Annotated in this window: 14 protein-coding genes; all 14 read left to right on the forward strand. The window is 58.7% G+C overall.

The genetic code is table 11. The features are described 5' to 3' along the window. The first annotated feature begins 104 nt into the window (after positions 1 to 104). The 14 genes from HII33_RS01925 (at position 105) to HII33_RS01990 (ending at position 13,755) form a co-directional block, all read left to right on the forward strand. Positions 105 to 692 carry a LemA family protein gene (locus HII33_RS01925; protein WP_179394110.1) on the forward strand — a complete coding sequence of 196 codons (588 nt, stop codon included), beginning with the start codon at positions 105 to 107 and terminating at the stop codon, positions 690 to 692. A gap of 12 nt (positions 693 to 704) precedes the next feature. Beyond that, positions 705 to 1,595, forward strand: coding sequence for a TPM domain-containing protein (locus tag HII33_RS01930; protein WP_179394111.1), 891 nt, complete (start codon positions 705 to 707; stop codon positions 1,593 to 1,595). 197 nt (positions 1,596 to 1,792) lie between these two features. After that, complete coding sequence (locus HII33_RS01935) at positions 1,793 to 3,166, forward strand: MATE family efflux transporter (RefSeq protein ID WP_179394112.1); 1,374 nt, start codon at positions 1,793 to 1,795, stop codon at positions 3,164 to 3,166. After that, positions 3,163 to 3,774 carry a signal peptidase I gene (gene lepB / locus HII33_RS01940; protein WP_179394113.1) on the forward strand — a complete coding sequence of 204 codons (612 nt, stop codon included), beginning with the start codon at positions 3,163 to 3,165 and terminating at the stop codon, positions 3,772 to 3,774. The genes HII33_RS01935 and lepB overlap by 4 nt, the downstream gene beginning before the upstream one ends. A 294-nt stretch (positions 3,775 to 4,068) precedes the next feature. Continuing rightward, positions 4,069 to 4,896 (forward strand): Cof-type HAD-IIB family hydrolase, encoded by an 828-nt coding sequence (locus HII33_RS01945; protein ID WP_179394114.1) that lies wholly within the window; start codon positions 4,069 to 4,071, stop codon positions 4,894 to 4,896. 418 nt (positions 4,897 to 5,314) lie between these two features. Next, entirely contained in the window at positions 5,315 to 6,049 is a 735-nt protein-coding gene (locus HII33_RS01950) for a GntR family transcriptional regulator (protein WP_179394115.1), read from the forward strand. 130 nt (positions 6,050 to 6,179) lie between these two features. Then, on the forward strand, positions 6,180 to 7,355 hold the full coding sequence (locus HII33_RS01955; protein ID WP_179394116.1) for an SIS domain-containing protein: 1,176 nt from the start codon (positions 6,180 to 6,182) through the stop codon (positions 7,353 to 7,355). 289 nt (positions 7,356 to 7,644) lie between these two features. Then, positions 7,645 to 8,664 carry an IS30 family transposase gene (locus HII33_RS01960; protein ID WP_179394117.1) on the forward strand — a complete coding sequence of 340 codons (1,020 nt, stop codon included), beginning with the start codon at positions 7,645 to 7,647 and terminating at the stop codon, positions 8,662 to 8,664. Positions 8,665 to 8,748: 84 nt separating this feature from the next. After that, complete coding sequence (locus HII33_RS01965; protein ID WP_179394118.1) at positions 8,749 to 9,231, forward strand: PTS sugar transporter subunit IIB; 483 nt, start codon at positions 8,749 to 8,751, stop codon at positions 9,229 to 9,231. A gap of 12 nt (positions 9,232 to 9,243) precedes the next feature. Next, the gene (locus HII33_RS01970) at positions 9,244 to 10,149 is read left to right on the forward strand and encodes a PTS mannose/fructose/sorbose/N-acetylgalactosamine transporter subunit IIC (protein ID WP_179394119.1); all 906 of its coding nucleotides are present in this window, start codon (positions 9,244 to 9,246) and stop codon (positions 10,147 to 10,149) included. After that, positions 10,136 to 10,942, forward strand: coding sequence for a PTS system mannose/fructose/sorbose family transporter subunit IID (locus HII33_RS01975; protein WP_179394120.1), 807 nt, complete (start codon positions 10,136 to 10,138; stop codon positions 10,940 to 10,942). Before HII33_RS01970 ends, HII33_RS01975 begins: the two co-directional genes overlap by 14 nt. Before the next feature lie 27 nt (positions 10,943 to 10,969). Then, a complete protein-coding gene (locus HII33_RS01980; protein ID WP_179394121.1) occupies positions 10,970 to 11,350 on the forward strand; it encodes a PTS sugar transporter subunit IIA in 381 nt (126 codons plus the stop codon). A 136-nt stretch (positions 11,351 to 11,486) separates the two neighbouring features. Beyond that, a complete protein-coding gene (nagA, locus tag HII33_RS01985; protein WP_179394122.1) occupies positions 11,487 to 12,647 on the forward strand; it encodes an N-acetylglucosamine-6-phosphate deacetylase in 1,161 nt (386 codons plus the stop codon). Between the two features lie 358 nt (positions 12,648 to 13,005). Continuing rightward, on the forward strand, positions 13,006 to 13,755 hold the full coding sequence (locus tag HII33_RS01990) for a WxL domain-containing protein (protein WP_179394123.1): 750 nt from the start codon (positions 13,006 to 13,008) through the stop codon (positions 13,753 to 13,755). Positions 13,756 to 13,802: the final 47 nt, after the last annotated feature.

The following is a 13,802-nucleotide window of genomic DNA, read 5'->3' on the forward strand; positions in this document are numbered from 1 at the left end:
TAGCCCCGTTCGTCGTGCCGACGCCTACGCCTCCGGACTGATGCTCACAGCGACAGTCATGGTAAAATGGAGGGGTAGATGACGCATAAAAGGAGTTAACGAAGATGAAGCAAAAAAAATTGAGCCCGGTGGCCATCACCGGCATCGTGATCGGGGTCGTCGCGCTGTTCGTCGCGATCTTTGGCATCAGCACGTACAATTCGCTGGCCAAGCAGAACCAGACAGTCGAAGCGCAGTGGAGCCAGGTCGAAAACGTGATGCAGCGCCGGGCAGACCTAGTACCGAACTTGGTGAGCGCCGTCAAGGGCTCGATGGCCCACGAGACCAAAGTGTTCGGCAGCATCGCCAAGGCACGCGCGAACTATAACGGTGCCAGTGGTACGAAGGCCAAGGCGAACGCTGATGCCGAGTTGAATCAGAGCGTCGGCACACTGCTCAACGTGATCAGCGAGGATTACCCAGACCTCAAGAGTAACTCGGAAGTCAGCACGCTGATGACGCAGCTGGAAGGAAGCGAGAACCGCATCTCGGTCGAGCGCAAGCGGTATATCGAGGCGGTGCGCGATTACAACGCCAGCGTGGTGACGTTCCCGAAGAACCTCTTGGCCAACATGATGGGCTTGGGTCAAAAAGCCACCTTCAAGGCGGACCCGAGTGCCTATAAGGTCCCATCCGTCGACCTTGGCGAGTAGCGGGGTGAGGCGATGAGAAAAGGTGCTTGGTGGTGGCTGTTGTTGCCGCTGGTCCTGATGGGTTGGTCCGCCACACCGGTCTCGGCGGCCAGTTTACCGAGTGCCCCCACGGCGCACTACTACTATGACGGACTAGACTTGCTCACCAGCCAGACTCGCGAGCGGATCGACGCCAAGAATCAGTATTATCAGACCACCAAGCCCCAACCGCAGATCGCCGTGGCGGTGGTCGACTCCACCGGTGGCGACGCGATCGGCGCCTACGCCCCTGACCTGTTCCAGAAGTGGGGCGTGGGAGCCAAGGGTGAAGATAACGGGGTCATGATTGTCTACGCCGACAACGATGGGGCGCACAACATGCGCATCGAGGTCGGCTACGGCCTTGAAGACGTGCTGACTGATGCCTTGGCGGGGCGGATCCTGCAGCAACACCTGGCAGACATCAAGGCCAAGGATCCCGCTCGGGTCGACCGGGCGATGCGGGCGGTGTTCAACGCCGTCGCAACGGTGATCGATCAGCGCTACAAGTTCCCGAAGGACTCAGGAACTGTCTCGGACGCGACGATGCGGCAGTACCAGCGTGACGACACGACCGACCGCAGTCGCAATACAGGCGGCGGGATCCTGCGCCTGATCGTCGGCGGCTTCTTCGTGTTGATCATCGCCGTGCTCTTGATGGGCGGTGGTGGCGGACGCGGTGGCCGTGGGGGTCGGCGCGGCAGCGGCGACTGGTGGCTCTGGTGGCTGTTGGGCAGCCTGATGAGTAGCGGCCGGCGGCGCGGTCCATGGGGCGGCGGTGGCTTCGGTGGCGGTAATAATTCCGGCTTCGGCGGTGGCGGCGGCTTCGGCGGCGGCTCCAGCTGGGGCGGTGGCTCTAGCGGTGGCGGCGGGGCTGACGTCTGATCTGAATACGATGGATCGAGGAACCGGCGGGACAGCGATGTGCCGCCGGTTTTTACGGTTTGATGACACCAGCCAAATAAATCACTTTGGGTCTCGCCGCTTGTCAACAAGTGTGATAAGGTGTATCGAGATTGTAAATTTTGGGGTCTGCCCGGCTGATTGGTATGGGTCGGCCACGTCGCCAAGGAGGACTCGTATTGCGCACGTTGACGAAGGGGAATCCCCTCAAGCTGGTTTTTTTCTTCACGATCCCGTTGTTGATCGGGAACGTGTTCCAGCAGTTGTACAGCTTCATGGATGCCCTGATCGTCGGCCGCACGATCGGTAAGGACGCGTTGGCGGCGGTCGGGGCGACCGGGAGTCTCAACTTCCTGATCATCGGCTTCGCCCAGGGGCTGACGGCGGGGCTATCGGTCCTGACCGCGCAGGCTTACGGGGCACGCGACGCCAAGAAGGTCCGACGTAGCTTCGGGGCGAGTATCTGGATCAGCCTTGGCGTGGTCTTGATCCTGACGGTGGTGGCGGTGAGCCTGACGCGCCCAATGCTAGAGCTGATGCAGACGCCATCAGAGATCCTCGATGATTCCGTCGCCTTCATCCGGGTCATCTTCATGGGCATCTTCGCCTCGATGGCCTTCAACCTGCTGTCGAACATGATGCGCGCACTTGGGGATTCGCGCACGCCGCTGTTCTTCTTGATCATCGCCACGCTGATCAACATCGCGCTGGAGTTCACGTTCATCCTCGGCTTCCACTGGGGCGTGGCCGGCGCTGGTTGGGCGACGGTGACTGCACAGGTGATCTCGGCGCTGCTCTGCTGGCTGTACATCCGGCGGAAGATCCCGATGCTGAACATCCGGCGAGAAGACCTTGCGTTCGACTGGGCGAACATCCGGCACCACATCGTTGTCGGGATGCCGATGGGCTTCTCGATGTCCATCATCGCGATCGGCTCGGTCATCTTACAGGTGATGCTGAACACGCTGGGGACCGATGCGGTCGCGGCCTACACGGCAGCTGGGCGGATCGATCAGCTCGCGACGCTACCCGCCTCGTCCTTCGGGGTCGCGATGGCGACCTACGCGGCGCAGAATCTCGGCGCCCGCGAGTACGGCCGCATTCGCCAAGGCGTGCACCAGACGCTGCTGATGAACGTCGGGATCTCCGCGGCGTTGGGGGTGTTGATCATCGCGTTCGGGCGGCCATTAGTCAACCTGTTCCTCGGCCCGAACCAGCCGGCGGTCACCGCGCTGGCGCAGACGTATTTTCACTATAATGCCAGCATGTACTGGCTGTTAGCGATCCTGTTCACGATGCGCAACCTCTTGCAGGGGCTGGGCCACACACTCGTGCCGACAGTCGCAGGGTTCTTCGAACTAGGGATGCGCGCGTTCGCTGGGATCGTCTTGGTCACGCAGTTCGGGTTTGCGGGGGCCTCGATGGCGAACCCGCTGGCCTGGGCCGGTTCAGTCTTCGTTCTGGTCAACATGTACATCCGGACGATGCGTAAGATCCGGCAGAAGGAAGACGCGCAACGCAACGGTGAGGAACTTGGGGGCCCCGGCGTATGACCGGCCGCAAGCAGTGGCAGCAGCTGCGCCAGCTCTTGGCGCTGATGGGGACTGTGGTCCTCGTGATCGGTGTGATCTTCGGCGTGCGCGTGGTCCTGGGGTTGTTTCTTGAAAACAACAGTATCTCGGGTAACTCGATGGCGCCGACGCTCGAACCCGGGGAACGGATCGTCTCCCGGCGAGACCAGCCGGTCCACCGCAACGATATCGTCATCCTCGATAGTCCGGACGGCACGGATCACCTCTACATCAAACGAGTGATCGGCATGCCGGGGGATACCGTCGCGGTCCGCAACGAGCAACTCTACCTCAACGGGCGCAAGACGGCCCAGCCGTACCTCAAGCGGGCATTCATGGCGGATGCGGTTCGGCTGTGGGCGCGGCGCAACAAGCGCACGGCGGAAGGCGGGCAGTTCACCGATGACTTCGACCTGACCACGCTCAAGGCGACCGCGACGCTTCGAGTGCCAAAGGGCGAATACTTCGTGATGGGCGATAACCGGCGGGTCTCCTATGACAGTCGGAACTTCGGCTTCGTGAAGGCCAGCGCGATCCAGGCCACGGTCGTCTGGCGCTACTGGCCGCTGGATCAGATGAAGACGTTTTGAGCGGTGCCGGGGTGAACTCGGGCCGCTTTTTTGGATCTGACGCGCGGGGCGACTCAAAAACCCCCACCGCAGCTGGCAACAACGGTGGGGGCGCGGTCCGCTCCCGAGGGGCGGATCTGAGTAAGAGATTGAAGAAAAGTGGTTGGGTAAGAAGCAAGCAGTGCTTGTTTCTATGCAGTTCACTATACGGGGCAAATGTGACGATTGTTTGCCCAAAGCGCGAGAACTTTTGGTTCACCCCGGCAATGATCGGGTATGGTATGCTATCGGTATTCCAAGAAATGAGGCCCAGTAATGTACAAAATGATCGTCAGTGACCTAGATGAAAGCTTGCTGCGAACGGATGGCAGTGTGTCGCCGCGCGACATCGCGACCATCCACCGACTCAAGCAAGAAGGCGTGAAGTTCGTGCCCAACACCGGGCGTGGGTTCGCCTCGGTGCAACCGCTATTGCAGGCACTGGGGACGGCCGGGGAGGCTGGACAGTACGTGATCTCGTATAACGGTGGTGCGATCGTCGACAACGCCCACAACGAGATCCTGATCGCCCACGCCTTGCCGTTCGAGGTCGCCGACCAGATCTACCGCATGGCGATGGCCAGCGGGCAGTTCTGCGCGCATGTCTACACCTTCCACCATGTCTACATCGCCAATCCGAACCCGGACGAGCTGGCGTACATGGCCAACCGAGGGGTCGCGTACGAGCCGTTGACGGCCGGTGACTTGAGCAGCCTGGTCGGGCGGCCGATTGCCAAGGTCATCTTCCAGAACCTTGACCTCGCGGTGCGACGCACCTTGCGCGAGCAGGTCGAGGCCACGATCGAGACCCCACTGAACGTGACGTACTCGTCGAACCGTTACGTGGAGTTCAATCCGGCGACGGTCGACAAGGGGGATGCGGCGATCGCGCTGGGCGAGCGGATCGGGATCGCACCCGAGGAGATCATCGCGCTTGGCGATAACGCCAACGACCTGAGCATGCTGACCAAGGTCGGCCTCGGCGTCTCGGTCGCCAACGGGATCCCTGCCGTGAAGGCCGCCGCGGGGCTGGTCTTACCTGTGACGAACGACGAAGACCCGGTCACGGCCCTCTATGCGGCCGTGTTTGGACCAACTGAATAGGGCCGATCTGTTAGTGGCGCGTTCACGGCTCACCTGTGGACGCGCCACTTTTTGCGTGCAGCTGTACTACATCGTGTACTAGTTCACAACCGCAGGGGAGACGAGGAGCCGCGCGCAAACTCATTGAATTCTTAGAAAAATCGGCAATTTTGTCGATTTTCGGAATTTTTTTAGCCGGTGTACCGGCCGGCTAGCACAGGGGATACCACAGGGGCTAGGCCTGCTTCAAAAGCGGGTCAAAACCCCGAGAGCCACCGTCGCTAGTGAAAGTAAGAAAATGAAAGCGTGCCAACCAATTTCACTAGGCCAATCCGGTAAGCGGCTACAAATGCCGGTAAATCAACAGATTGGTTCGGTTGACATCGTTTTGACAAGCGGTTACACTGTCGGTGGTTGGTACCAATTAGGAGGCGCGCGTATGGCAATTGAAGATCAGCCACTGCATGATCGCCTGGTCGACTTGCTTCGCGAGCAGATCAGGTCCAGCATGGCCCCGCACAGCAAATTACCATCGGAACGCGCACTGGCTGAGCGTTACGGCGTCAGTCGCAACACGGTCCGAGCGGCGCTGTCGAAGCTGGAGATGACCGGCGTGATCTACCGCAGCCGCGGGCGCGGGACCTTCGTGGCCAACCCGGTGGCCGAGCCGACTGACCTCGCGGAGACGTATAGCTTCTCCGAGCAGATGTCCGATCAAGGTCGGACGCCTGAGAGCCAGGTGCTCTACCTACAGGAGTTCCCGGCAAACGACTACATCGTCACGCACCTGCACGTACCACTGGGGACTCCGACCTATAAGCTCAAGCGCTTGCGCTGTGCGGACGGGATCCCGCTGATGGTCGAGCGAACGTTCCTGCCGGCGGATCGCTTTCCGAAGCTTTCTGCCAAGGATATTGAGCGTGACGGGTTGTACCAAGTGATGCGGACCAAGTACGGTTGCGCGGTCTCCGATGCAATCGAAGCCTTCTTCGCCAGTCTGACCGGCGCGCACGACGCGAAGCTGCTCAAGGTGCCTAACGGTTCCCCGAGCCTGAGCGTTCAGCGCACGACCACGGCGACGAACGGCGAGATCGTCGAGTTCACGCTCAGCATCACCCGGGCTGACCAGTTCGTCTATCGTTACCACCACAGTCAAAAAGGGACGACCACCTGAGGCCATCGACCAAAACTTGGCGTCCTGGCAGCTAACCTGCCAAGATCGCTCGCATCTGCCCCGCCGACCCGTTATGGTAGGGGACAGAGGCCTGCGAGCATTATCGGAATCGATTCGAGGAGGAATCAACGTGTTTGAGAAATCAGTAGAAGAACTCACTAAGATGGGCGCTCAGATCACGACCCAGGAGATCAAGCAGCAGCCGGAACTCTGGCAAGAAGCGTTCACGACTTACACCGCCAAGAAGGCAGACATCGACGCATTCTTGGCCCGCGTGATCGCGGACGCCAACGGCCAGGTGGTCCGGGTGATCTTCACCGGCGCTGGCACCAGCGCCTACACCGGTGACACGGTCACCCCGTACTTGCAAAAGCACGGTGACCGCGCACACTTCCGCTTCGAATCCATCGCGACGACAGACATTGTCTCTGCGCCGTACGACTACCTCGAGGCAGAGACCCCGACCGTGCTCGTCTCCTTCGCCCGCTCAGGGAACTCGCCAGAGTCTGTGAAGACCGTTGAGCTGGCCGAACAGGTCATCAAGCACCTGCACCAGATCACGATCACCTGTGCGCCGGACGGCAAGCTCGCGCTCAAGGCACAAGGCGAAGCCGACAACCTGCTGCTGATGCAGCCGGCCGGGTCCAACGATAAGGGCTTTGCGATGACCGGCAGCTTCTCCTGCATGGCGCTGACGGCGATGCTGACCTTCGACCAGACGGATGAAGCCAAGAAGGCGGATTACCTGAAGACGATCGTCAACATGGGCCACGAGGTGATCAGCCGCGAAGCCGAGATCCAAGACCTGGTCAATGAAGACTTCGATCGAATCACCTACCTGGGCTCCGGCTCACTGGGTGGGCTGACCCGCGAGGCTCAGCTCAAGGTGCTTGAGCTGACCGCGGGCAAGCTTGCGACGATCTTTGACACCTCGATGGGCTTCCGTCACGGTCCGAAGTCCTTCGTCAACGACCGCACACTGGTCTTCGACTTCCTGTCGAACGACGCGTACACGCGCCAGTACGATGTGGACGTGATGGAAGAGATCAACGGCGATCATATCGCCAAGCGGATCGTTGCGATCGGCACTAGCCAGGCCAACGACTTCTCTGGTGAGAACTTCCTGTTCGCCGCTGGCGATCAGGCCCTGCCCGAAGGCTACCAGGCGCTGCCTGACGTGATGTTCGCCCAGACCCTGGCGTTGCTCGCCTCGATCAAGGTCAACAACCTGCCAGACACACCGAGCCCGACCGGGACCGTCAACCGTGTGGTCAAAGGGGTCATCCTGCACGACTACCAAGGCTGATGTGAGCGGCGCCGCCGCTTTCCAGATGAGCACACTTCCGCTGAAGCGTGCTGTTTTGGGGGGCGGCGGCGCCACCCAGCGAGTCGTCGCCACTGGGGCTACGGCTAATTGTAAGCAGTCACATTTTTAACGCGGTACCAATGCCATTATTATCGGCGAGTTTGAATACACTTAGGGGCCCTGATTTAAACTTGAAGTGCAACACCTAGCCAGTCTCGAATTGACTAGACCAAAAAGGCCATGATGACCTATTCTTATAAGCAACCAAGCAAGTAAGAAAGGAATCGTCATGACCCAAACTCAGCCTACCATGCCTCGCCACTACCGACAACTATCGCTTATTGAACGTGGCCAGATTGAGGCCCTCTATGTCACCGGGAACACCATTACTGCCATCGCTGAAGTACTTCATCGCAGTAAGTCTACGGTGAGCCGTGAAATCAGACGCGGAACCACTGATCAGATTCGTGGTCGTGGTGAACACTTCCAACGCTACTTTGCCGAAACTGGGGCTGCTGTGTATGCCAATCACCGTGCTCACTGCCGCCCGCAAACGCGCTTTGAACAGTGTCCTGACTTCTATGAACAGCTAGTCGTCGTACTTCGCCAGCGGCCTCGGATACATAGCGTTGATAGCTTCGTTCACGCGTATCGGCTCGATCATCCAGACGAGTTATGTCCTTCCACGCCGACGGTTTACCGCGATATCGATAAGGGTCTCCTAGCAGTACGCAACGGCGATCTGCCAATGAAGCCGCGGCGTCGAATCAAGAGCGATGCTCACAAGCACTCACGAACGAATAAGCGGGTCTATGGTCAGTCCATTGAAGAACGACCAGAGGAGGTCCAGGACCGTCAGATTATTGGCCATTGGGAGGGTGATCTGGTCAAAGGCACTCGCGTTGAGGACGAACCAGCACTGATGACAATGACGGAACGTGTCACCCACTTTGAGATCATCCTTAAGCTGCCAAACTACCACGCCGAGACCTGCTTACAGGGCCTTCAATCGATTCTTGATGACTATGGCGCTGAGCACTTCAAGACGGTCACCTTTGACAACGGCAGTGAGTTCTCAAAGCTCTCTGAAGTCACGGGTACCTCCGTTTTCTATGCTCACCCATACTCGCCCTGGGAGCGTGGGACCAACGAACGTGCTAATAGCTTGATTAGGGAGTTCATACCCAAAGGACGATCTTTGCATGACTACGACATCACAGATATCCAAAGCTTCCAAGACGCACTCAACCAGCGTCCAAGACGGTCCTTGGATTACCACTGTGCAGCAGAACTGATGCCAGATCTATAGCATCACCTAGACCAATTATTTGAATTGATCATCTAGTGTTGCACTTGAGTTGACAATCGGGGATACACTTAGGGGGTATGAACTATGGCAATTATTGCATCACGCATCGATGGCCGTCTGGTACACGGTCAAGTTGCAAACCTTTGGACCACTAAGCTGCAAGCGACCCGCATCATGGTCGTCGACAACGAAGTCTCCCAGTCGAAGATCGAGAAGAGCGGCCTGCGTATGGCCGCACCGGCCAGCGTCAAGCTGTCCGTGCTCGATATCGATACGGCAGCAGACCACATCCTGGCCGGCAAGTACGATTCTCAACGCGTCTTCGTGGTGGCGAAGAAGCCGGAGACGTTCCTCGCGCTGGTTCAAAAAGGGGTGCCGATCAAGTCTCTGAACGTCGGGAACATGTCCCAGACGCCTGAGACCCGCTCCATCACCAAGTCGATCAACGTGGTCGACGCGGACGTTGACGCCTTCAAGAAGCTCAATGACCTCGGCGTGAAGCTGACGGCCCAGATGGTGCCTGCTGACGACGCGAAGGACTTCATGAGCCTTCTGAACAAGGGATAGGAGGAATAAAGAATGATTGCATGGTGGCAAATTCTTCTTTTGACGCTGTACGCTGGGTATCAGATCCTCGATGAATTGCAGATCTACTCTTCCATGTCTGCACCAGTCTTTGCCGGCTTCTTCGCCGGTCTGGTGATGGGCGACATGAAGGTCGGTCTGACCATCGGGGCAGCGATGCAGCTGACGGTTTTAGGGGTCGGGACCTTCGGGGGCGCGTCCAAGATCGACGCGAACTCTGGGACCCTGCTGGCGGTCGCCTTCTCTGTTGCGACCGGCATGAAGCCTGAACAGGCGATCACCGCACTGGCGGTCCCTGTTGCAGCCTTGATGATCTACACGGATATCTTGGCCCGCTTCTCCAACACGTACTTCGCACACCGGATCGACAAGCTGGTCGAAGAGGACAACTACAAGGGCATCGAGCGCTACTTCCTGGCTGGGGCCCTGCCATGGGCACTGTCCCGGATGATCCCTGTTGGTCTGGGCCTGGCACTTGGTGGTTCCGTCGTCAACAAGATCGTTGAATTCATCAACGGCCCGCTGAAGTGGTTGGGTGATGGGCTCACCGTTGCCGGTGCGGTCCTGCCTGCCGTCGGGTTCTCCATCTTGCTCCGTTACCTGCCAGTTAAGAAGCACATCGCTTACCTGCTGCTCGGCTTTACGATCACCAGCCTGATGACCACGCTGTTCGGTTCTATCCAAAACATCGGGACTGCGCTTGGCGCAGCGCCAAAAGTGGCGGCGAACCTGGGGAGCTTCAACGGCCTGTCCATGCTGGCGATCGCGCTGATCGGGCTGGCACTGGCACTCATCTCTTACAACCACAGCGCGGAGCTTCTGAACCTTAAGCCGACTGCCGCTGCTGCAACGCAAGCGAACACTTCAGATGAGGGGGAGATCACAGATGACGAACTATAAGCTGAATGACAAAGACTTCAAGCAGATCAACCAACGCTCCCTGTTCGGCTTCCAACTGGGTTGGAACTACGAACGGATGCAGGGCTCAGGTTACCTGTATCACATCCTGCCGCAGTTGCGGAAGATCTACGGGGACAACACCCCTGAGTTGAAGGAAATGATGCGGACGCACACCCAGTTCTTCAACACGTCCAACTTCTTCAACACCATCATCACCGGGATCGACCTGGCGATCGAAGAAGAGCAAGGGATCAAGGGTAAGGAAACCGTTGCCGGGATCAAGGCCGGCTTGATGGGCTCCTTCGCCGCGATCGGGGACTCGATCTTCGCCGCGCTGGTGCCTGCGATCTTCGGGGCCATTGCCGCCAACATGGCCGCGAACGGCAACCCGGTCGGGATCTTCATCTGGATCGCCGCACAAGTCGTCGTCGACGTCTTCCGTTGGGTTCAGCTGAAGTTCGCCTACAAAGAAGGGGTCAACTTGGTCACCAACATGCAGCACACGCTGAATGCGTTGACCGACGCTGCTTCCCTGATGGGTGTGTTCATGGTCGGCGCTCTGGTCGCGACCATGATCAACGTCAAGTTCGCTTGGGCCCCTGTGATCGGCTCCGTGCCGACCAACATTCAAAACAACTTGGACATGATCCTGCCACGTCTGTTCCCGGCCCTGATCTGCGGGTTCGTCTACTGGATGCTGGGTAAAAAGGGCATGACCTCGACCAAGGCGATCTTCATCGTGTTGTTCCTGGCGATCGCGCTGGGCGCACTTGGGATCATCGCGAAGGGTTAATTTTCAACAAGTAAAGGACGGATTATTATGAGTGAATTGGTACTGGTTAGTCACGGTCAGTTCTGCACGGAACTGAAGAAGAGCGCTGAAATGATCATGGGCCCGCAGGACAACATCCACACGGTGGAACTGCTGCCAAGTGACGGCCCGGATGATTTTCGGGGCAAGTTCGAGCAGATCACGGCGGGTCTGAGCGACTTCACCGTCTTCGCAGACTTGATGGGCGGCACGCCTTGCAACGTGGTCGCACGCATCTTGATGGAAGGCAAGGGGTCCTTCGACCTGTACGCCGGCATGAACTTGCCAATGATCATCAGCTTCATCAACGGTGAGATGGTCGGCATGGCGCCGAACATCCTGGACGACGCGAAAGCCGGTATCGTGCACGTCAACGATATGCTGTCCTGATGACAAACGAGTTGGCCCGGGCGAGAGTCCGGGCCTTCTTGCGTCGATGGCCCCGCTTCTGGCCTAGACCAATGGCGTAACTCGTGGTACACTGTAAGATGAAAACGGATAACCTAGACGATAAGGAGATCATGTAATGAGCTACTACATTCATGCTGCGAAGTTTTTCCTGAAGAACACGACCGAAAACGGGGGCTGGCTCGAAGTCACCGATGACGGCAAGTTCGGCGACTTTACCCCGTCTTACGGGCAGAAGCCGGCAGGCGAGATCAAGGATTACGGCGAGCAGTGGATCGCCCCGGGCCTCGTGGACACGCACATCCACGGCTCACTTGGCCATGATGTCATGGACAACGACTGGGCGGGCATTAACGAGATGTCTGAAGGGCTGCTGAAGACTGGGGTCACCAGCTGGCTGCCGACGACGCTGACCGGTCCGTTCGAGCAGCTCAACGACGTCTGCAAGACCATCGGGGCACACGCCGGCGAAGAGACTGGGGCTAAGATCCAGGGGATCTACTTCGAAGGGCCATTCTTCACCGAGGAGCACAAGGGCGCGCAGAACCCGAAGTACTTCCGCGATCCGTCGATCGAAGAATACGATGAATGGCAGAAGAGCGCGAAGGGCTTGCTGCAGAAGATGGCGCTGGCGCCAGAGCGTGACGGGGCCGTTGCATTCACCAAGCACATGAGCCAAGACGGCAAGGCGGTTGCCTTGGGCCACAGTAGCGCGACTTACGAACAGGCGAAGGCCTGTGTTGAAGCCGGGGCGACCGTGTTCTGCCACACCTTCAACGGGATGTCGGGGCTGAACCACCGCGAGCCCGGGATGGTCGGCGCTGCGATGTACATGCAGATCGTCGACGACGAGCTGATCTGTGACGGCCACCACGTGCGCCCAGAGGTCGTCGGGTCCCTGATCCGTGAAAAGACGCCGGAGCACATCGCCTTGATCACCGACTGCATGGCCGCTGGGATGATGCCAGATGGTGACTACATGTTGGGTGAATTCCCTGTCGTCGTGGCGAACGGGACGGCCCGGCTCAAGGACGGTGCGCACAGCCTGGCTGGCTCCATCCTCAAGCTCAACGACGCGATCAAGAACGTGGTGGACTGGAACGACGTGACGCCAGAAGCCGCTGTGATGATGGGCGCCTATGTGCCAGCGAAGTCCGCGAAGATCGAAGACAAGTGCGGGTCGATCCTGCCGGGTCGCGATGCCGACTTCATCGTTTTGAACAGCGACATGTCGCTGGCAGAGACCTACCTCGATGGTGTCTCCCGTTACCAAGCTTAGTTAACCCGTTGTACTACCTGAACGACCGGACGCTTTTAGGCGCCTGGTCGTTTTTTGGTGCGCAAGATCTGACGAAATAATTCGCGGTTATTGCGCCAAAAAATGGCTGAATGGTACACCGGCGCCACGATCGGTCGGGTGGTGATCGTATGTAAACCCTGGTACTCCAGCGATCAAGGCGCACGATGGACAGATGTTGACCCGCTTGATTAAATTGGTAATTTACCTCGTATATAATAAGATTATGTACAATTATTTAATTTCATGCTAATATTAAGGCGTAGGGATAGGTTATCACTCGTGGGCGTCAGCAGACGTTGATGAGCAGACGTTCACTGTCAGATGAAAGGAGAAACGTATGAAAACAGTTAAACTTGCCGCCATTACTTTTGCGAGTGTCCTCGCATTGAGTGGTGTGCTGGCGGGGGGCGCTTCCGTTTCTGCGGCGACCGTGGATGAACCATCGACCCAAACGGGGACAGCGTACGTCACATTCACCAAGACCACCCCGACCGCACCGTTAGACCCGAATGACCCGACCGGGACCCCGGATCACGGCGACGACAACTCGACTGGAGAGGTCGGGGCGCTGACGCTTGACGCGATCCCGGCACGCCTGAACTTCGGGACGCACGAAGCGACGACGGGCGCGGTCGATCTGACCTTGAACAACTCGGCCGCACCGGCCACACCGAACTCCCAAGGGGATGGTCTAGAGACGACGGATGAAGACGGCTTGATCTACACCCAAGTCACGAACTTGATGTCGCCAGACGTGACCTGGAGCTTGGCCGCACAGCTGAGTGAGTTCAGCACGGCCGACGGCGCGGCCTCACTGCCGCAAGCGGTGATCACGTTAGGCAGTGGGCAGAACCAGCTCCTAAGCGCAGACGGGACCGCCTGGGAACCACAGGCCGCGCTGACCAACGCCGCCATCGCGCTGACGGCCGGTGGTGCGTCGGTGACCTACCTGGAATCCAACCAGGCAGGGACCACCCAGCAGTACTGGAACACCGATGATGTGAGCTTGGCCGTTCCGGCTGGGGCCCAGACGATCGGTGACTCGACCGCAACGATGACCTGGACGCTGAGCGCAGTGGTGAACTAATTCAACTGACCGGACGCGAAGACCTAAAGAGGTGAACACAACTAATA

Source organism: Lacticaseibacillus absianus (assembly GCF_013407595.1).
In the GTDB taxonomy this organism is placed as follows: Bacteria; Bacillota; Bacilli; order Lactobacillales; family Lactobacillaceae; genus Lacticaseibacillus; species Lacticaseibacillus absianus.

Coding starts and splice junctions, on each gene's coding strand:
- HII33_RS01950 (WP_179394115.1), top strand. CDS start 5,315: ATGGCAATTGAAGATCAGCCACTGCATGATCGCCTGGTCGACTTGCTT.
- nagA (WP_179394122.1), top strand. CDS start 11,487: ATGAGCTACTACATTCATGCTGCGAAGTTTTTCCTGAAGAACACGACC.
- HII33_RS01975 (WP_179394120.1), top strand. CDS start 10,136: ATGACGAACTATAAGCTGAATGACAAAGACTTCAAGCAGATCAACCAA.
- HII33_RS01965 (WP_179394118.1), top strand. CDS start 8,749: ATGGCAATTATTGCATCACGCATCGATGGCCGTCTGGTACACGGTCAA.
- HII33_RS01945 (WP_179394114.1), top strand. CDS start 4,069: ATGTACAAAATGATCGTCAGTGACCTAGATGAAAGCTTGCTGCGAACG.
- HII33_RS01925 (WP_179394110.1), top strand. CDS start 105: ATGAAGCAAAAAAAATTGAGCCCGGTGGCCATCACCGGCATCGTGATC.
- HII33_RS01970 (WP_179394119.1), top strand. CDS start 9,244: ATGATTGCATGGTGGCAAATTCTTCTTTTGACGCTGTACGCTGGGTAT.
- HII33_RS01990 (WP_179394123.1), top strand. CDS start 13,006: ATGAAAACAGTTAAACTTGCCGCCATTACTTTTGCGAGTGTCCTCGCA.
- HII33_RS01960 (WP_179394117.1), top strand. CDS start 7,645: ATGACCCAAACTCAGCCTACCATGCCTCGCCACTACCGACAACTATCG.
- lepB (WP_179394113.1), top strand. CDS start 3,163: ATGACCGGCCGCAAGCAGTGGCAGCAGCTGCGCCAGCTCTTGGCGCTG.
- HII33_RS01980 (WP_179394121.1), top strand. CDS start 10,970: ATGAGTGAATTGGTACTGGTTAGTCACGGTCAGTTCTGCACGGAACTG.
- HII33_RS01930 (WP_179394111.1), top strand. CDS start 705: ATGAGAAAAGGTGCTTGGTGGTGGCTGTTGTTGCCGCTGGTCCTGATG.